This window comes from Ktedonobacterales bacterium (assembly GCA_036557285.1).
GTDB lineage: Bacteria > Chloroflexota > Ktedonobacteria > Ktedonobacterales > DATBGS01 > DATBHW01.
This window is the reverse complement of record DATBHW010000017.1, coordinates 1-18,379: the sequence shown is the minus strand read 5'-3', so window position 1 is coordinate 18,379 and position 18,379 is coordinate 1. Positions and strand designations below refer to the sequence as shown.

The window sequence follows — 18,379 nt, the reverse complement described above, 5'->3', positions numbered from 1 at the left end:
CGAATAATCAAGGTACCGGAGGGCTGCGTTATGATCCATACTCATCTCTGGCCGGATACCATTGCTGTGGATGAGGTCGGGCGCCTGTCTGTGGCTGGCGTGCCTCTGGCGAGCCTGGCGCGTGAGTATGGAACGCCGCTCTACCTCTTTGACGAGGCAACCATTCGGAGCCAGTGTCGGGCCTTTCGTCGAGCTTTTGCCTCGCGCTGGACGCAGAGCGCCATTGCCTATGCAAGCAAGGCGTATCTCTCCCCGGCGCTTTGCCAGATACTGCTTCAGGAAGGGCTGGAACTCGATGTAGTCTCGGCGGGCGAATGGGGCCTGGCTTTGGCGGCAGGCTATCCCGTCGCCCGGATGCACCTGCATGGCAATTTCAAACCAGAAGCGGAGTTGAAGGCGGCGCTGGAGGTTGGCCTGGGGCGCATCGTGGTTGATAGTCTGGAGGAAATGGAGCAGATCGAGTCATGGGCAGCCCGGCGTCAACAGCGCGTCTCTCTCTGGCTTCGCCTCTGCCCGGATGTCCCCGTCCAGACACATCGTCATCTGCAAACAGGACACGCCGCCTCCAAGTTCGGACTTCCCCTCGCCAATGGCAGCGCAGCCAAGGTTGTCGCCCGCGCCAGCGTCTCGCCCTGGCTTGATCTGGTCGGATTGCACGCGCATGTTGGCTCCCACCTCAGCGACCTGGAGCCGCTGGCGCAGGCGCTGTGGGCGCTAGGCGATTTCGCGGCTGCGATGGGCGAGAGCTACGGGATCACTGTCCGTGAGATAAGTCCAGGAGGTGGGCTGGGGGTGGCTTCGCTGCCAGAGGAGCAGTCGCCCGACATCGAGATATACGCCGAAACCTTGACGACCACTCTGCGACAGGTGGTGGAGCAGCGCGGTCTGTCTCCACCGAGGTTGGTGGTGGAACCAGGGCGGGCGATTGTCGCGCGGGCGGGCATCGCGCTTTATACGGTTGGGCCACGGAAAGTACTGGCTGATGGGAGCGTTGTGCTGGCGGTGGACGGCGGGATGGGGGACAATGTGCGGCCAGCCTTGTATGGAGCAGCCTATCACGCGGTACTGGCCGAGCGGGTAACGGTCCCCGCCACCGAGCAGGTGCGGGTGGTTGGACGCTATTGCGAATCGGGCGACACCTTAATCGAGCAAGTGGCGCTGCCGCCAGCGGAGGCGGGGGAGGTGTTGGCGATCCCGGTGAGCGGAGCGTATCACCTGCCGCTGGCGAGCAACTATAATATGGTCCCACGACCAGCGGTGGTTTTCTTGCGCGAGGGGTCTGCCCGACTGGTCCGTCGCCGTGAAACGCTGGAGGATATGCTGCGCCTCGACCTGCTCGCCACCTGATATACGGTGGGTCGCAGAGCAGCTTGAATAACGAGGCGGTATCAATCGGCCACATTGAGAGGGAAAGACCACTTATTCAAGATGGTTGGCTGTTGCATAGCTCCTGCTCTGGTTGATGATGTAGCGGACAAACTCCAACGTTGCTTGGAAATCTGCCTGGTCGGCAGGCTGGCGCACAGAAAGGGCCGGATTGGGTCGGCCAGCCCACGTGCGATCAATCAGCCCTTTCCAGGAAGTATCCAGGGTGGTTTTGGCCCAAGCTGCGCCCGCTCTCTTGGAGCCAGGGAATCCGTTGTGCAGATCGTGGAGCATGCGGCAATACTGCAAGACGATGTAGGTTTGATAAAAGCGGTTCTGGTAGTGATCAGGATGGGCCAGGATGTCCTGCCCCCAGTCCTGAATGGTTGCCAGCATTTCTTGGCGTAATGCAGTCACCGATAAGGGATCGATCAGGGTCACAGGAGCAGGCCCAGCCAGAGGTATCCCCTGTTCGCGCACAACCCACCTGACCAGGAGGGTATTACAATGATCGGATTGAATGAGTGAGCGGCTCCCATGATCGAGATACCAGAGCAGACCGTTGCTCTGAGGAGGGCGCCGCAAGATACGCTGGGGAAAGTAAGAACCCTCTAAATGCTGCGCCCACGCGCTCTCCAGCCCATACAAACGTGCGTGCATAAGCTGGAGGGCTGATACCTCAGAGTCAGCGAGGTCATCGGTGATGACGATGATGAAATCCACATCGCTATGCTCATCGAAATCGCCAACGGCGAATGACCCCTGGAGGTAAGCGCCCATGAACTTCTGACCAAGAGCTAGCTGGACGCTTTCTACCAGGTTCTGGAGCACCACATTGAGATCGGGGTAGGGTGTGGGAATGCTTTCCATTGCTCACCTGCTTTCTCAACGATGACATGCTTTGCGGCGCTTTCGCCTCTAGATGCTATTATCCTGGCAAGGAAAAGCCTTGCATAGAGGTATCATCATACGCTAAGCTAAGCAAGAAAGAGCGGAACAATGGAAGCGCAGCCGTTTCCTGTCCTGAATCTCGGGCTGGGAAATCTCCCCCAGCTTTCTCGGGCGAAGTCGCGTTCGATCAGTGCTGAAAACAGGACCGGGGAGAAAGGACGTGGGGGTATGGCGACGGAAGGAACCGGCGCCTGGCATGCCCGTGAACTGGGGCAGGGGTGGAAAATCTCCCCATCAGTAATAATACCTCCGCAGAATGTCTTTCTGCTAGCCGCCATCCAAGAGCCTGGCGTTATCCAGCATCTCTGGATGACAACGGCTCCCAAACACTGGCGGCACCTGATCTTGCGGGCCTACTGGGATGGAGAGGACACACCATCAGTTGAATGCCCCTATGGTGACTTTTTCGCCAGCGGCTGGTGTGAACCCTGCCAGATCAGTTCGCTGCCTGTTGCCGTCAATCCGATGGGAGGGATGAATGCGTACTGGCCGATGCCTTTTCGGCAGGGCGCGCGCCTGACCCTGGAGAATCGGAGTGCGGAGGAGGTGACGCTGTTCTACCAGGTGGATTATGCGCTGACCGATGTGCCGCTGGATAGCGCCTATTTTCACGCCCACTGGAGACGGAGCAACCCGCTCGCGTATAAGCAGGTCCATACGCTGCTGGATCAGGTTCGTGGCCCAGGACACTATGTTGGGACGTACCTCGCCTGGCAGTCCAACAGCCCAGGCTGGTGGGGTGAAGGGGAGATCAAATTTTATCTGGATGAGGATGAGGAGTTCCCTACCATCTGTGGGACAGGAACCGAGGATTATTTTGGAGGCGCCTGGTGTTTTGAGGCCCCGCAGGGGCGTTATGGCGCCTATACCACGCCATTTCTGGGCTTGCCCCAGGTCATACCACCCGAAGCGTTCTTCCAAAGTGGACAACGCTTTGGCCTGTATCGCTGGCATATTCTCGATCCCATCCGGTTCGAGGACAAACTGCGGGTGACGATTCAAGCTCTGGGCTGGCGTGAAGAGGGGCACTACCTTCCTCTCCAGGACGATATCGCTTCCACAGCCTTTTGGTATCAGCGCGAGCCACATACACCCTTTCCACCCCCAGCATCGCTTGACATCAGCTTGTCTTAACGCCTCCGGCTGGGCCGTTTCTTGCGGTTGATCGGTAGGCGATGCTGGCTCACAGGGGTTGACCAGGTTGAGGCAGCATCTTATGCTGTCCATACCAAGGGCTGCGTAAAGCCCATCGCTCAAGTGATGGGGAGTGTCAAAGCAGTCGGCTAGTCTCTGGCGGTGTAGGTCCGACCATTACCTACCCCCTCTTGTGCATGTGTGCAAGCGCCAGGTCGGAAGGCAAGAGCACCTAGGCCCAATGAGGGTACAACAGAAAGAAGGAGCAGCATGGAGGTCTTTGAAGCGGTTCGCACAGTCCTGGCAGTACGCCAATTTCAAGAAAAACTTGTCCCCGAACCCGTCATCCGGCAAATCGTCGAAGCGGCCCACCTGACCGCGAGCAGCAGGAACGGCCAACCCTGGCATTTCGTCGTCGTAGAGAACAAGGACACGCTGCGCCAACTCGGCGCGCTCGCGCCCACCGGGCGGTATCTCGCGCAAGCCTCGCTGGCGATTGTGGTGGGTATGGAAGCGAGCATCTTTGCGGTGTCTGATGCGAGTCGGGCCATTCAATCTATGATGCTGACCGCCTGGGCACAGGGCGTCGGCTCCAACTGGGTCGGTTTCCAGAATCTCAAGCAGGTCAATTCTGTGCTGGGCATTCCTGAGGAGATTGAGATTCTGGCGATTCTGGCCTTTGGCTATCCGGTGGCCGCGCTCGGCAAAGGGAAGAAGAATCGCAAACCACTGGGCGAGATTGCGCACCGGGAGCGGTGGGGCCAACCGTTCACCCAGGCTCTTCCTGAGTAACAGCGCATCCAATATCTCGGATCCCAGGGAAAGCCGCTTAAAATTTTCCTATAGCCCTCTTGACAAGATAGAACTTACGTTCTATTATTGCCTGTAATAGAACACTTGTATGTAAAACCTATGTTCAAGAGGGCTTTGTAGCGTGTCCATGTTGTAAGCCGCCACGAGCAACAAAGCTTGCGCCCGCGCAGGTAGCGAAGGTTTTGCATCTGAGCATGAGGCTGTTACCACTCATGCCAGCGCCGCGCCTTGATTCACAACAGGCGCTCTGTGAAATCAGCTTAGCACACTGATCTGACCATGTGCGCTTTTCAGCACAGCATATCCTGGCTCGCTGAGGCAGCGTCCGTGTTGTTTGCCAACCTTGAAACCTCAAACATGAGCTTGGGGAAGCCTCTTAACTGTCCTGTTTACATCTGTGATAGGAGGAAAACCATGCCTGCGAATGCACCTGTCAATCAGGCAGCTATTAAAGCCGCCAGGAACCCAGGCAGAGTAACGCAATATCTGGCGAGCAGATTTAGCATGTGGGGGAAGTGGACCATCGGGATGCTCTTTGCAGGTTTTGCGATCATATGCCTGCTGCTCTATCTTGCTGTGCAGTGGATCACTTATACCACGCTCGTCTGGGGAAACGGGACCAACAATGCCGTGACGCTCGTAGAGAATATCGGACATGGCGGCATGAGCGAGATTACCGTAGCCTTTAACGATCACACCCTGATTGTCACTGAGGTTGATGCGAACGATCCCAGCCGGGTGACGGTGATGAAAGTCAACGAACAGATAGCGATCCCCGATGGGAGCAGCGTGCTTACCGCCTCCTTGCAAGAGGTGCTCCAATCTGGCAGGCTGGACCTGGTGATCAGGCTCAAGGGCGGGCTAGCATACCATACACAGTTTACGACGGTTCTGGTCAATAATGTGGATGCGGTGAAGAAAAACCCGCAGGCCCCTGGTTTTCGCGCGCCGACCTCCGCTGAGCTGACGCAGGCGTTGCAAAAATTGGGAAGCTGAGGTTCTCTTCTCCTCTCCTTCTGACCAAACGGCACGTTGTTTTCCTAACCCACTCATCCCTACCAATACGCTCCCTGTTTAAGAGAGCTTTTCTTGTGTAACTTGAAGACAGAGCAATCTGTGTGCCTGACAAGGCGCTGGAGCCTGGAGCTGCTTTATGTCCAGAAAAGTGGTCATGTGCCTGTCGCTGCTCATATCAGCGGGCGTTTTGGTCAGTCTGCTGCTGAGCATGGGTGGTTCTGCCGCGCTCTACGGGGTGAGTTGGGCGACATCGCAGGCTCCGGGGATGAATACTCCTGCGCCTACTCCGCGCCCCATTGCGGGCCAGGTACAGGCGCTGTACCAGGGCGATCCTGGCATCGGGTGGGATACCCGCCAGCAGTATACCCTCTGGTGGCCCAGCGCCTGCTCGCCAGCGGCGCTGACAATGGCCTTGCGCGCCTGGGGAGCACCGGTGCGCATTGGGCAGGTGCTTGATCGCCTGATTGCGAAAAAGGCCATTACCCCTCAGCATGGGCTGCTGCATGTCGAGGCGCTGGAGTCGGTGGCAAAGAGCTATGGGTTTGCGGCCACGACCTTCTGGAGTTGGAAGCTCAAGGATCTGCGGCACGTGACGGACCAGGGCGTTCCGGTGCTGATTGATGTGGTGGATGCCAAACGCCAGACGCCGTACCCCGATTTCGTAGTCGGCCATTGGCTGGTGGTGGTCAAGGTGACGGCAGATCGGGTGGAGGTGCGCGATTCGAGCGGCTATCACCTGCGCACGCTCGGCCTGGGGGTGTTTCACACGCTCTTCACTGGCATTGGCGTGGTGATCTGGCAGGGAGCCTCCATCTCGCTGCCCTGAAAGGGAGAATGGCAATGCGCCGTAACGTGATGGTTTCTGTCTCGGTGCTGTTGTTGCTCGGCGTGAGCCTGCTCTTGCTCAGGCAAGCTGGAGCGCCAGACTTCACACTCGCTGAGCTGCACTGGACGACGAATGCCAATGCTCCATCTCCTGGCAGCGGTGAGTCCGGCGCCGATACCCTGCGGGCTTTTGGGTTGAGCGGCTCGGCTACCTGTCGGACGGCTGAGCCGCCTACACACTCGCCCTGGCTAGCGGTGGCGCGCGCTGACGCCAAGAAATATCAGCTAGACGCCCTGGTGTTCGAGTGGAAAATCTGGCAGGAGTCGGGCTTCAATCCCGATGTCCACAATAGCTCTGCGGGGGCGATTGGCATCGCGCAATTTATGCCGGAGACTGCCGCAGGGATGGGCATTGATCCCCGTGACCCCAGGCAGGCGCTGGATGCTTCGGCGCGGCTGGATGTGGGGCATCTGAAACAATATGCCAGCCGTGCACGGCAGCTTTCCGATCATTATGGCGGCTGGTCTGCTCGCTATGGCTACGCGCTGGCGCTGGCAGCCTATAACGCTGGCCCAGGTTCGCTGGAGAGCGCCTGGTATCTGGCGTTTTCGGCTGCCTGGCCCAAAAGCCCCTGGGCCTGGCTGGCGCGGATGGCTTCTGAGACGCAGCACTATATTCCTAACATCATGAATTGTTCAGTGAAGTAAGCTCTTGATCTTAAGCTCCTGGCCTCTGGAAGAAGAAAGGAATGCTGGTGATGAAATATCCAACCAGATCGCTCCCTCCAGAACTGGTCCCGTATGCCCAGGCTCTGGAGGAGTTTAAGCAGCAAACCGGCATACGGCTCTCGTTCCCGCCGCTGGGAATGGGTGGTGGGGGAACCGTTCTGGCCGCCGAGGATGGGTGTGGAAAGCCTCTGGCAATTAAGGTGATTGCGGCGGAAGATGCAGCGAGTAGAGATCAGGCGCTGCGTGAAGCCGACATTCTGAGGCAGGTCCAGCATGTGGCAACGCTGGGCGGCGGTGACGGTCTGCTCTGGCAGAAACACTATCATCAGGTTGATCTGTTTTTTTTGGCAATGGATTATGTTCCTGGTCAGACGCTGACGCAGTTGATCGCCTCTCAGGGGTCGCTTGCCGAATCAACCGCTATAGAGTTGACGATTGCTATTGCTGAGTGGCTTGAAGTGCTGCATCAGCAAAACATTATTCATCGGGATGTGAAGCCAGATAATGTCATTATGCTGAAGCTGGGGAAGCGCTACCAGCCTGTTGTGGTTGATTACGGGATTGCCAAAGTGGGCAACCAGACCTGGCGCGGCGCCAGAGCAGCAACCGATGGCTATGCGCCCCCTGAACAATATAAAGGCGGCACAGACCGCCGCACCGATGTCTATGGGCTAGGCGCGACGCTTTATGAAATGGTAACAGGAGAAATACCACCTGCTTCTATCGGTCGTGGCCCCAGGGATATATTGGAGCCGCGTCAAAAGAACCCGGCTCTCTCGCTTGAGTTGGAACTGATCATTCAGATAGCCACTGCCTATCATCCTGGACAACGCTTCTCTACAATGGGGGAGATGATTGATGCGCTCCGGCTGGCGCAGGATGGCAATAAGACGGCGCTGTTTTCGACACTTCAGGCACTGGGCTTGCTGAGCGGCGCGGGAAATGGCGCGCTGGTTACAAAGGCTTCATCACCCGCGAATGTGCCGCCGCTGCCCCCATTGCCGCTGAAGCGGCCCAAACAGCAGCCCTCGGCGCGAGCGATGCCTGCGCGCCGGGGCAATGTTTGCCTCTGCTGCCAGAAGCGCAACCGGCCTGGAGAGGTATTCTGCGATGATTGCGGCGCTGCGCTTGATCCAGCGGCCAGAGTGGTTCCGGCTTCTGCGCCGCCGCTGGCTATCCTGGGGGCTGCTGGCCTCTCTGTGCCGCGCACGCCTGGCCCGCAGTTTATGTCGCTGCTGTTTGCCCGCCAGATTGTCCTGGGTGGGCCGATGCTGAGCGGGCTGGGAAAGAGCCTGCTGGTGCTGGCCTACTGGGTTCTTCTGGCTGGCCTGGCCCTTGGTGGTCGGTCAGTGAGCATGGTCTTTTCGCTGGTGAGTGGGGTGACTATTGGCTGTTCGGTGTTCTTCTTTTTGCTCTTTCCCCTCTTCGCCAAAATCCTGATCCGCTGGGATGATACCGTTATCACCCGGCGCGGCAAGGCCGGTTGGCTGCGCCGCAGAGCCGTGATGCTGCTGGGCCTGGCCGGTCTGGTGGGGTTTCTCTACTGGCTGTTCGTGGAGGTAGCCCTATGGAAAAGTGACTGGTTTATGACTCCGCCAAGCATCTCGATTCTGGTCTATGCCGGTCTGGCGTGCTTTGCCTCCATTTTGATAGAGGCGCTGCTGGCCTGATGCGCCGCCAGGGACGGCGGCGGTACACGCAGAACGAACTTCTTCAAGCTGATATAGTATGAGAAGAGTACGGGCGGTATGATCAGCGGGGCGCTTAACATAAGGAGAAGGCGTTATGTCTGTTACTATCGAACGCAACGGACCCGTGACGACGGTGATATTGAGCCGACCAGAGGTGCGCAACGCCGTTGACCGCCAGACGGCGGAATCGCTGGCGGCGGCGTTCAGGGCTTTCGATGCGGACCCTGCCGCGCTGGTGGGTGTGTTTGCTGGCGATCACGGCCAGTTCTGCGCTGGCGCGGACCTAAAAGCGATTGCCAGCGGCCATGCAAACCGGATGGAACCGACAGGCGACGGGCCAATGGGGCCAAGCCGCCTGCTCTTGAGTAAGCCGGTGATCGCGGCGATTGCGGGCTACGCCGTTGCCGGTGGTCTTGAGTTGGCGCTCTGGTGCGACCTGCGCGTGATGGAGGAAGATGCTACGCTGGGCGTGTTTTGTCGGCGCTGGGGGGTGCCGCTGATTGATGGCGGGACGATCAGGCTGCCTCGGCTGATCGGCCTGAGCTGGGCGCTGGACTTGATTTTGACTGGTCGCCCGGTCAGCGCGGAGGAGGCGCTGGCGATGGGATTGGTCAATCGCGTGGCAGCGCATGGGCAGGCGCGCCAGGTGGCCGAGGCGCTCGCCAGCGAACTGGCGCACTTCCCGCAGGTGTGTATGCGCGGGGATCGGCTCTCGGCATATGAGCAGTTCGATCTTGCGTGGGACCAGGCGCTGGCAAACGAGTTTCAACATGGTCTGGCGTCCATGCAGGCGGGAGGCGCGGCGGGCGCGCAGTGGTTCGCCGAGGGGCTGGGCCGACATGGCCGTTTTGATCTGGAGGGGAAGGGCGCTTCTCAGACTCAATAAGCTATTGTATTTTCTGGAAGGGGAAGGTATGGCTGAAACGATGGAGCCGGAGCCTTTGCTGCTCTCGCTGGATGAGACCAATCCCTTGCCCAAGTATATGCAGATCGTCGAGCAGGCGCGCGCCTTTGTGGCCGAAGGTAAGCTAAAGCCGGGGATGCAGCTTCCTTCAGTCCGCCAGCTTGCCTCGGACCTGGGCATTAATGTCAATACGGTCCTGACCGCTTACCACGCGCTGGAGACTGAGGAGATTATTCTGCTGCGGCATGGTTCGCGGGCAGTGATTCATCCGCGCCTGACCAGGCCAGCTTCGCCCCAGGCGGGCGATGTTGCCCATGTCCGGGCGCTGTTGGGGCGAGTGCGCACCGATGCGCTGCTGCGTGGACTGTCGCTGCCTATGCTTCAGGAACTGGCGGCAGATGTCTTTAGCCAGCCGATAGATTAAGCGTTCAGAAACGCTTCCAACGGCTGGCGCGTTCTATCATCAGAGACAACAGCATCTCTTAACAGGCGGCCAGGCATGGTATCGAGACATGGCCGGGGCCGGATTAAGACAGGGGGCGGAACGATGGATGAGCATCCTGTAGAGCAGGCGGTGTCCGAAGTGGGTGTGCGTGTGGTGAAGCCGCATCAGTTTGACGCCAATACTATCCAGACGCCAGGTATGCAGCGAGTCACGGCCATTTCGCGCCAGTTGGCGGGCGCAGTGGGCCTGTGGGGTGGAGTGACCGTTGTTGCTCCGACTGTTGCCAGTGGTGTGCATCATCACGGCGAACTGGAAACGATCATCTATGTGGTTTCTGGGCATGGAAAGATTCGGTGGGGGGCGAAGATGGAACACGAGCAAGAGGTGGAACCGGGCGATTTTATTTATGTGCCGCCGTTTGTGCCTCACCAGGAAATGAACCCATCACCTGATACGCCGTCGCAATGGGTGGTAGTTCGCAATGCCCAGGAGCCAGTGGTGGTGAACCTGGAGCCGGGCGAATGGGACGCAGCGCAGCAAGTCGCTAATGCTGCCATGCATCAGGGCAGCGGGCATTGACATCTGGCTGTGAATCTTCCTGGCTCAGCAGCGTAATGATCATGATGGGCTTCCTTCGCCGCTGCTTCAGACAATCCCTGGCGATAGAGTGATGCTCGCCTCTGCGTTTCTTTGCCTGAGATGGACTCATTTTAAGGTGATGAGAGGGTATGATGACCAGTTCAACCAGCGCGCCTCCGCGCCGGAAGAGCCGGACGGTTCTGCCTGCAACTGTGACTTTGGCTGCCTGGCGGATGCGCCAGACATGGCGCTTGCTCGTCGTGACCGGCCTGGGTATGCTGGTAGGAGTGGTGATTGTGTGTACCACGCCGTTCTTCTCGCAAGTCACGCTGACGGCGGGGCTGCGCAGTGTGCTGACGGCTACTCCCCCGGATTCAGAGGTGGTTATCCGCACCACCGCGCTTCAACTCTCAACCTCGATTGCGGCCCAGAACAACAAGGAGCTTGGGGATTTTATGCGGCAGCACGCGGGGGCGTATTTCAGTGGCCCGCCACATTTTACCATTCAACCACCACGGCTGCATGTCGCTTCCTTCAGAGCGGGCGATCAACTTCAGCTTGTTGGCGATTCTATGCAGGCGAGCGCAGCCCACGTGGAACTGATTAAAGGGCGGCTGCCACAGGCTACGAACAGCGATGAGGTAGAGATCGCTATGACGCCAACCACGGCTGACGCTATCCCTGCAACCATTGGGACAGTGCTTACCACTACTATGGGGTTCCTTGGCTCGACGGCTCCTATTGAGGTAAGGTTGAAGCTGCGGCTGGTTGGTACGTTCATACCTATCCCCGGCGATCCATACTGGCATGGTGAGACGTTTAGCCCAGGCATCCTGGGAAAAGACTTTACCTTCTTTCAAGCGTTGATGTCGAATGATGGCTTCCTGGCTACTCTGACGCGCCTGGAGGATCCGCTTTGGCCCCTCCTCCTGGATAAGCCCACCCTGTTATGGTATTACCACCTGGATGTTTTGCATATCAGCATGGCTGATCTCGATGATCTGATTGGTAAGCTGAATGTTACGCAGCTTCAGATTACTCAGCAATTTGGAGACACCTCTACATTAGAGGGTACACGACTTATTGGCCCCCCTGTAGAATCATTTGGCGCTCCAAGCACGCTGGAAAAGTATCGTGATCGTGTCGCGGTAGTCCAGATTCCTGTAAACATCGTGGCGCTGCAAGTCTTCTGCCTGCTCCTCTTTTTTGTGAGCATGATGGCTGATCTGCTGGTTGAGCGCCAGGCGGAGGTGATTGCCCTGCTGCGCAGCCGGGGGGCCAGCCGCTGGCAGGTCTTTGGTTCTTTTGTGAATCAGAGTATTGGCCTGGGCGTGATTGTGCTAGTTGCTGGTCCATTGCTTGCCATCCTTACGACGCGCTGGATCGCGCAGGCTCTGCTTATATCGGCAGATCAGGGCGCGCTGAATATTCTCGCGGGAAATCCGCTTCGGATCGCGCTTGGAGCGGGCTGGTACGCGCTGGCGGCTTCCCTGGGCGCGGTCATTGCAATGATCGTGGCGCTGAGGAGTTCGGCCAGCCGCGATGTGCTTGAGATGCGCCGCGAAGCTGCCAGAGCGACACGCGCGCCGCTCTGGCAGCGGCTCTATCTGGATATAGTGGCGATGATTATTGCGCTCACCGGCTTTGGTATTTCGCTCTATGTGGCCCATGCCGGTGTCTTCGATACGCGCGTCAATCTGTTGATTGCGGCCCCGCTGGCCTTGATCGCGCCCATTTTTCTGGTCGTTGCGGGTGTGCTGTGCTTTCTGCGCTTTTTTCCCCTGCTCGTGCGCCAGGCCGCGCGGTTTGCTGCTCGCCGCCCTGGCGCGCCGCCGATGCTGGCGCTGGCGCAGATAGCCCGCGCGCCGCGTCAGGCGATGCGTATGGTGCTGCTGCTGGCATTGGCGAGCAGTTTTGCGATCTTTTCACTGACCTTCACGGCTTCGGAGTCGCAGCAGATTCTCAATGTGGCCGCTCAACAGACGGGGGCCGACTTTAGCGGGATCACGCAGGAGTCCGCCGTTGTCAATACCGCTGTCGAGCAGTTAACGCTGGCACAGCGGATAGCCGCCTACCGCAAGATTCCTGGGGTCTTGTCGGCGACGCTGGGCTTTGCAGCCGACGCAGTGCCTGCGGGAGGAGCTTCGACCATTCCGATAGCGATCAGGGCTGTCGATCCGCAGACCTTTGTCCAGACGGCTCTCTGGACTGACCAGGACTCGTCCCAATCCTTGCCATCGCTGATGAGCCAGCTTACGCGCGCGTCTACAAAACTTGCTATTCCGGCCATTGTAGATGCGTTGGCCTGGAAAAACCTCCACCTGACCAGCGGAGCGCGGTTTGAGCTTTCTGTGCAGAACAGCGCGCTCCTATTCGCCGCCGTTGCTGAGGTGCAGCATATCCCAACGGTGAATGACAGCCTGGATGCCCCAGGAACCAGCGATTATACCCCGCCTGGGGGTATTCTGGTTGATTATAATGTACTGGCCGCCTCCTACCAGACAGCGAATCTGGAACGGCTCGCGCTGAATTATGTCTGGCTGCGCACCAGCGATGATCCTGCTGTGCTGACGAAAATACGCGCTGCGTTGAGCGCCGGGCTGTTAGGGTTGGCGCCGCTGAATGATCGCCGCGCGATGATTGCTGCCCTGCAATACGATCCGCTGTATCTCGATCTTATCGCGGTGCTGGGGCTGGGGGCGATTGTCACGGTGCTGCTGGCGTTGGTGGGTAATCTGATCGCTTCCTGGCTGAATGCCCGCAGCCGCCTGCTGAACTTTGCGGTGCTGCGCGCGCTGGGCAGCGCACCCTGGCAGCTTGCCAGGGTGTTGATCTGGGAGCAGGGGATGGTCTATGCAGCGGCTCTTCTGCTGGGCATCCTTTTTGGCGCGCTGCTGATTGCAACCATCGTTCCGGTGCTGGTGTTTGTTGGCGCGCCCAATAACGGGGCGGCTATCAGCAGCGGTGAGTTTTACGTGATCCAGCATGTGCTGCCGGTCCAGATCGTTCTGCCCCCTTCGCTGGGCGCTGTCTTCGCGGGGCTGATCCTCATCTGTGTGGTGGCGCTTTGGATGATGGCGCGCATTGTTGCGAAGCCATCAATCGGCCAGACGCTGCGGCTCAATGAGGACTGAGGGGATTATCTGTGAGATTGTCATTAGAAATGACGTATTCTCTAAAAAACCAATATTTTCTCTGTAACGCACTTTATGTAACTTTCTAGCGTAATGAACAGTAACGTCCACATTCCACAGTTTGGGTTCAGACAATTTTCCTTATTCTGAAGGAATGTTGGGCGAAGCACTCAACCCCCAGGGCAATTCAGGGATCAGGCTATAAAGTGGAATTGTAAGAGAGCAGGCCCAAAACACTGTTTCCTGGCATGTAATCTAGGGAAGCGGCGCTTGATGTGCATGAACCGCGTTCTTCATGAGCCGCGCTCATCCTGAGTTTATAGTCCCTCTGCCAAAATAATCAAAAATCACCTGTTCGCAAACTGCGGAATGTTGGGAGAACAGACATGCGTTATCTCCTGAAGACATGCTGATGCTGCCTGCGAACGGCGTTCTCACTTTATAGGTTGAAGCAGTAGAAGTTACTATACGCTTGACAGTGAGCGCGGCGCATGGTATTCTTGTGATAACCACTGGTGGCTTGCTTCAATTGTTGCTCAGGTTGAGCTAGAGATACGTGTCTCTTGGATTTATTCTGCGCGTTTGCTTGTGTGACGCGGGCGTCTGTATAGTGTCCATAGAGAGCAGGGGTCGCGCACCGCCAGCAAGATGTTTGCTGCGCGGCCACGCGGCCCCTGGATCAAACTAACGGAGGGAATTCAAGATGTGGTCTATGGCCCAACGCCTTGTCAAAGGCGTTTCTCCGCGCAATGCTGTGTGGGGCACCCTTCCAGTCTGTTTTGTCCTATTAGCCCTACTCTTTTCAGCTTGCGGTTCGGGGACTACCACTACCACCAAAGGAGGCGATCTCAAGGTTGGCCTGGCTGCGGACCTCAGCACGCTAGACCCGTTAAAGTCAAGTTCGTTCTATGATCGCCAGGTTATGTTGAATCTCTACGATACCCTGGTACGGGTAGATGCTAAGAACAACGTTCAACCAGAGTTGGCGACATCCTGGCAGTATCCCTCGCCAACCGAACTGGTATTTACCCTGCGCACCGACGTGACGTTCCAGGATGGGACACCTTTTAACGCCGATGCTGTGGTCTTCAACATCAAGCGCATCCTCAGTACGCCAAGTTCACCGCGCCTCAGTGAGATTTCAACGGTGAAAGATGTCGTGGCGGTTGATGCCTCCCATGTGCGTTTCGATCTCACAACGGCCTTCGCGCCATTATTGTTGACTTTAACTGACCGCGCTGGAATGATCCTTTCGCCCAAGGCCGTACAGGGCCTGGGTGATACGGCTCTGGCAACCACCCCGACCAATGCCGGCAGTGGACCCTTTGTGTTCAAGGAATGGGTGAAGGGCGATCATCTCACCGTTTTGCGCAATGCGCACTACTGGAAGAAGGATTCGGATGGTCAGGCTTTGCCTTATCTGAGTTCCGTGACCTATCGCCCCATCACTGATAGCACAGTGGAGTACACCAACCTGCAAACGGGCAATATTGATGTCGCTGATGCTATCAATCCAAACCTTGTGGCTCAAGCCAAAGCGAACCCTGATCTCATCTATAAACAGCAGGCCAGTTTGAGCTTCGGCGGCTTCATGCTCAACACCCAGGCCCCGCCGCTCAATAATGTGAATGTGCGCCAGGCCATCGCGTGGGGAGTGAACCGCGACGAGATCCTGAACACGGTACTCAAAGGAGTGGGAGTCACCGCGCAGGGGCCACTCTCGCCTGGTAGCTGGGCTTTCGACAGCTCTTTCGCGCCCTTCAGCTACGATGTAGATAAGGCGAAAGCCGCGCTACAGCAGTCAGGACAGTCGAATGTGAGCTTCACCTTGCTGATTGCCAGCGGCAGTCCCCTGGGAACACAGGAAGCGGAGTTTATCCAGGCAGAACTGAAACCTGTGGGGATTACCGTCAACATCAAAGAAGAGGTTTTTGCCACGTTGTTGGATGATACCGCCGCGCATAACTTCCAGGCGGCATTGGTCGGCTGGAGCGGACGCCCGGACCCGGACGGCAATACGTATGCCTGGTTCCACACTGGCGGTGGCTTTAACGACATGCAGTACTCCAATCCGCAGGTAGACTCTCTGCTGGAGTCGGCTCGCACCTCCAATGACCAGGCAACGCGCGCCCAGGATTATATCCAGGCCCAGCAACTGCTCGTGAATGATGCCCCGTACATCTTCCTCACTCATGGGGTCAGCATTCAGGCAACTTCGAAGAAAGTGCAAAACTTCCTGCTCCTGCCAACGGGGATCATGGAGTTTGCCAGCGTGTATGTGAGTTCGTAACCAGTTGGTTGAAGAAACGGAAGCAAGCTCCGTTTCTCGGATGGGCCTGAGCTTGCCTCAGGCCCACCTGCCACTCAGGCGGCACGCGGCCAATGAGGAGATCAACACATCCCTACACACGGGTGTCAGTGAGGCAAGCTCGCTGACGCCTGTGTGTAGGGATGAAGCTAACCTGCATCCCTCGGATTTGGCGCCCTGATAGCTTTCTTTTTTTAGAGGAGCCAAGGATGTTGCGTTATATTATCCAGCGGATAATTTTCATGATACCGGTGGCCTTGATCGTCAGTTTTATGGCGTTCCTGCTGATCCACCTGATCCCTGGCGATCCGGCGCGTGTTCTGCTAGGAGAGGAGGCGACACCCCAGACTGTCGCGGCCTTGCGGAAAGAGCTTGGCCTGGATCAGCCTCTTCTCATCCAGTTCGTACTCTGGCTCTGGCAGGCGGTACACGGCAACCTGGGAGTGTCGATCCAGCTCCACCTGCCGGTGACTCAGGCGTTGATGCAGCGCCTGCCAGTCACAGTCGAGTTGGGAGTGGCTTCACTACTTTTCTCCCTGGTGCTGGCTATTCCTCTGGGGGTGTATAGTGCAACGCATCGCAATAGCCTGGTTGAGTGGCTGGTCAATATTTCCAGTCTCCTTGGCACGGCTGTTCCCAGTTTTGTGCTGGCCCTAGTTTTGATTTTCCTCTTCGCTGTGGTCTGGCGTCCCTTCCCACCCGGCGGTTACGCGCCGCTTATAGATGATCCGGTTCGCAATCTGCGCGATCTGGTTCTGCCGATGATTGCCCTTGGTACAGGCGCCGTTGCGGTGAACCTGCGCCAGATTCGCGCCAGTATGACTGAGGTGTTGGCGCAGGATTACGTGCGTACAGCGCGGGCCAAGGGTCTCTCTGAGAGGCGAGTCAACTATGTACACGCCTTGCGCAACGCGCTGGTCCCGATGATCACCATTGTCGGGCTGCAAATAGGCTCGATTCTGGGGGGCGCATTTGTGATTGAGACGGTCTTCCTCTGGCCGGGCGTAGGGGCGCTAGCGATCCAGAGCATTTTCTCGAAAGATTATCCTGTGGTTCAAGGTGTCGTACTGCTCGTGGCCTTTTCTTATATGCTGACCAATCTGCTGGTTGATGTCTCTTATCCTCTCTTTGACCCGCGTATACGTCTCAGCAAGTCGTAGCAATGGGGGTTTTTTTTACCATGTGGTGTAACGCATCTTCGCAGAAGGTCGTAGCCTGTTGGCGATAGTTTGCAGGAGTAGTTATGGCAAGGCCAATCCAAATTGACGAAGCTCCGGTAATAGCAACCCAGGCGGATGAGGCCAGGGATCCTCGCTTCAGGAGCCTGTGGAGAGGGTTTCGCCGGGATCCGCGCTGGTGGTTCGGCGTCGTACTCCTCCTCTTTACCCTGGCCGCCATCTTCGCGCCTCAGGTCAGCCCTTACGATCCGCTGACCTACCATCCCACTATTGTTGAACAACCTCCCAGTTGGTCTCACCTGCTTGGCACTGACGCGCTTGGGCGCGACCAGTTGAGCCGGGTCATCTATGGCGCGCGCATCTCGCTCTCGATTGGGGTTATCTCGATTCTGATGGGCGGACTGGCAGGGGTGCTGCTGGGTATGCTCGCGGCCTACTTCAAAGGGTGGGTTGACCAGTTGATCACTGCCGTTGTTGATGCGCTCCTGGCCTTCCCCTCGCTGATCCTGGCGCTCGCCATTTTGGCTTCGCTGGGGCCTGGCCTCGTCAATGTGGCGGTTGCGCTCGCTATCGTGCGTATCCCCATTTATGCCCGCCTCGCGCGAGGCCAGACGCTGCAAGTTGCGGCGCAAGATTACGTTGCGGCTGCTCGCAGCACAGGAACGAAAACAACGAGAATCTTGAGGCGGCATGTCCTGCCCAATATTTTCAGTCCGCTGCTCGTCCAGGCAACCCTTTCAATCTCTTTCGCCATTCTCGACGAGTCTGTGCTTAGCTTCCTGGGCCTGGGTTCTCAGCCACCAACGCCGGAGTGGGGTTCGATGATCACTGCTGCGCAAAGCTTTCTCTTTAGTGATCCCTGGATGATGCTTGGCCCAGCACTGGCGATTGTTCTGGTGCTCTTAAGCCTGAATATAGTTGGCGATGCCCTGCGCGACCGCCTCGATCCACGCGATGCCAAACGGCTTGCGATGCCGCTCCGCAAATCGTGAACTTCGCCTCTGGTGGTTGTGGCGACGCGTGACGTGAAAGCCTCGTCGGGCAGGTGTTCTGATTTGCTGATGGCTCCCTTGCTGCGGCGCTCTGGCGCTGGCGCTCCCTAAGAGGGGTTCATTGGCGGCGGCCATCTCAGGGGCCAGCAGGCACAGGCGTCCCTCAATAGGGATCATGAGTTTTTGGGCGCGGATACCCACGCGCTTTCGACGTGGGAGGAAGCGCCCCCTCCTCTCGCTTGACAGATAGGCTCGTCTGTAGTATACTCATTCCTATGAGCGAAACCCTCATAAGAACCACTTGTATCAAGTTG

General features: G+C 57.8%; 15 protein-coding genes. 14 read left to right on the top strand and 1 reads right to left on the bottom strand.

Going from position 1 to position 18,379, the window contains the following annotated elements; translation table 11 throughout:
- Window positions 1–30 precede the first annotated feature (30 nt).
- Window positions 31–1,347 carry a diaminopimelate decarboxylase gene (gene lysA, locus VH599_05740; GenBank protein ID HEY7347802.1) on the top strand — a complete coding sequence of 439 codons (1,317 nt, stop codon included), beginning with the start codon at window positions 31–33 and terminating at the stop codon, window positions 1,345–1,347.
- A gap of 72 nt (window positions 1,348–1,419) precedes the next feature.
- Here the strand turns inward: lysA and VH599_05735 are convergent, their stop codons facing one another.
- Window positions 1,420–2,235, bottom strand: coding sequence for an aminoglycoside adenylyltransferase domain-containing protein (locus tag VH599_05735; GenBank protein HEY7347801.1), 816 nt, complete (start codon window positions 2,233–2,235; stop codon window positions 1,420–1,422).
- Between the two features lie 249 nt (window positions 2,236–2,484).
- On the opposite strand from VH599_05735, the gene VH599_05730 reads away from it, so the two are divergent.
- From VH599_05730 to VH599_05670, 13 genes are all read left to right on the top strand, one after another.
- Entirely contained in the window at window positions 2,485–3,450 is a 966-nt protein-coding gene (locus VH599_05730; GenBank protein ID HEY7347800.1) for a glycoside hydrolase family 172 protein, read from the top strand.
- Between the two features lie 270 nt (window positions 3,451–3,720).
- Window positions 3,721–4,242 (top strand): nitroreductase family protein, encoded by a 522-nt coding sequence (locus tag VH599_05725; GenBank protein ID HEY7347799.1) that lies wholly within the window; start codon window positions 3,721–3,723, stop codon window positions 4,240–4,242.
- Between the two features lie 435 nt (window positions 4,243–4,677).
- Complete coding sequence (locus VH599_05720; GenBank protein ID HEY7347798.1) at window positions 4,678–5,259, top strand: hypothetical protein; 582 nt, start codon at window positions 4,678–4,680, stop codon at window positions 5,257–5,259.
- A gap of 157 nt (window positions 5,260–5,416) precedes the next feature.
- Window positions 5,417–6,106: a C39 family peptidase gene (locus tag VH599_05715; protein HEY7347797.1), complete on the top strand. Its 690-nt coding sequence runs from the start codon at window positions 5,417–5,419 to the stop codon at window positions 6,104–6,106.
- A gap of 14 nt (window positions 6,107–6,120) precedes the next feature.
- Complete coding sequence (locus tag VH599_05710) at window positions 6,121–6,813, top strand: lytic transglycosylase domain-containing protein (GenBank protein HEY7347796.1); 693 nt, start codon at window positions 6,121–6,123, stop codon at window positions 6,811–6,813.
- 50 nt (window positions 6,814–6,863) lie between these two features.
- Window positions 6,864–8,504, top strand: a complete 1,641-nt coding sequence (locus VH599_05705) for a serine/threonine-protein kinase (protein ID HEY7347795.1) — start codon at window positions 6,864–6,866, stop codon at window positions 8,502–8,504.
- Between the two features lie 115 nt (window positions 8,505–8,619).
- Window positions 8,620–9,411 carry a crotonase/enoyl-CoA hydratase family protein gene (locus VH599_05700; GenBank protein HEY7347794.1) on the top strand — a complete coding sequence of 264 codons (792 nt, stop codon included), beginning with the start codon at window positions 8,620–8,622 and terminating at the stop codon, window positions 9,409–9,411.
- Between the two features lie 28 nt (window positions 9,412–9,439).
- Window positions 9,440–9,853: a GntR family transcriptional regulator gene (locus VH599_05695; GenBank protein ID HEY7347793.1), complete on the top strand. Its 414-nt coding sequence runs from the start codon at window positions 9,440–9,442 to the stop codon at window positions 9,851–9,853.
- Window positions 9,854–9,976: 123 nt separating this feature from the next.
- Window positions 9,977–10,453 carry a cupin domain-containing protein gene (locus VH599_05690; protein ID HEY7347792.1) on the top strand — a complete coding sequence of 159 codons (477 nt, stop codon included), beginning with the start codon at window positions 9,977–9,979 and terminating at the stop codon, window positions 10,451–10,453.
- Window positions 10,454–10,602: 149 nt separating this feature from the next.
- Complete coding sequence (locus tag VH599_05685; GenBank protein ID HEY7347791.1) at window positions 10,603–13,587, top strand: FtsX-like permease family protein; 2,985 nt, start codon at window positions 10,603–10,605, stop codon at window positions 13,585–13,587.
- A 712-nt stretch (window positions 13,588–14,299) separates the two neighbouring features.
- Complete coding sequence (locus tag VH599_05680; protein HEY7347790.1) at window positions 14,300–15,877, top strand: ABC transporter substrate-binding protein; 1,578 nt, start codon at window positions 14,300–14,302, stop codon at window positions 15,875–15,877.
- 227 nt (window positions 15,878–16,104) lie between these two features.
- The gene (locus VH599_05675; protein HEY7347789.1) at window positions 16,105–17,055 is read left to right on the top strand and encodes an ABC transporter permease; all 951 of its coding nucleotides are present in this window, start codon (window positions 16,105–16,107) and stop codon (window positions 17,053–17,055) included.
- 83 nt (window positions 17,056–17,138) lie between these two features.
- Window positions 17,139–18,065: an ABC transporter permease gene (locus tag VH599_05670; GenBank protein ID HEY7347788.1), complete on the top strand. Its 927-nt coding sequence runs from the start codon at window positions 17,139–17,141 to the stop codon at window positions 18,063–18,065.
- Window positions 18,066–18,379 lie beyond the last annotated feature (314 nt).

What these genes read in the sequence shown, in the direction of transcription:
- lysA (HEY7347802.1), top strand. Translation starts at nt 31, where the DNA reads ATGATCCATACTCATCTCTGGCCGGATACCATTGCTGTGGATGAGGTC.
- VH599_05735 (HEY7347801.1), bottom strand. Translation starts at nt 2,235, where the DNA reads ATGGAAAGCATTCCCACACCCTACCCCGATCTCAATGTGGTGCTCCAG.
- VH599_05730 (HEY7347800.1), top strand. Translation starts at nt 2,485, where the DNA reads ATGGCGACGGAAGGAACCGGCGCCTGGCATGCCCGTGAACTGGGGCAG.
- VH599_05725 (HEY7347799.1), top strand. Translation starts at nt 3,721, where the DNA reads ATGGAGGTCTTTGAAGCGGTTCGCACAGTCCTGGCAGTACGCCAATTT.
- VH599_05720 (HEY7347798.1), top strand. Translation starts at nt 4,678, where the DNA reads ATGCCTGCGAATGCACCTGTCAATCAGGCAGCTATTAAAGCCGCCAGG.
- VH599_05715 (HEY7347797.1), top strand. Translation starts at nt 5,417, where the DNA reads ATGTCCAGAAAAGTGGTCATGTGCCTGTCGCTGCTCATATCAGCGGGC.
- VH599_05710 (HEY7347796.1), top strand. Translation starts at nt 6,121, where the DNA reads ATGCGCCGTAACGTGATGGTTTCTGTCTCGGTGCTGTTGTTGCTCGGC.
- VH599_05705 (HEY7347795.1), top strand. Translation starts at nt 6,864, where the DNA reads ATGAAATATCCAACCAGATCGCTCCCTCCAGAACTGGTCCCGTATGCC.
- VH599_05700 (HEY7347794.1), top strand. Translation starts at nt 8,620, where the DNA reads ATGTCTGTTACTATCGAACGCAACGGACCCGTGACGACGGTGATATTG.
- VH599_05695 (HEY7347793.1), top strand. Translation starts at nt 9,440, where the DNA reads ATGGCTGAAACGATGGAGCCGGAGCCTTTGCTGCTCTCGCTGGATGAG.
- VH599_05690 (HEY7347792.1), top strand. Translation starts at nt 9,977, where the DNA reads ATGGATGAGCATCCTGTAGAGCAGGCGGTGTCCGAAGTGGGTGTGCGT.
- VH599_05685 (HEY7347791.1), top strand. Translation starts at nt 10,603, where the DNA reads ATGATGACCAGTTCAACCAGCGCGCCTCCGCGCCGGAAGAGCCGGACG.
- VH599_05680 (HEY7347790.1), top strand. Translation starts at nt 14,300, where the DNA reads ATGGCCCAACGCCTTGTCAAAGGCGTTTCTCCGCGCAATGCTGTGTGG.
- VH599_05675 (HEY7347789.1), top strand. Translation starts at nt 16,105, where the DNA reads ATGTTGCGTTATATTATCCAGCGGATAATTTTCATGATACCGGTGGCC.
- VH599_05670 (HEY7347788.1), top strand. Translation starts at nt 17,139, where the DNA reads ATGGCAAGGCCAATCCAAATTGACGAAGCTCCGGTAATAGCAACCCAG.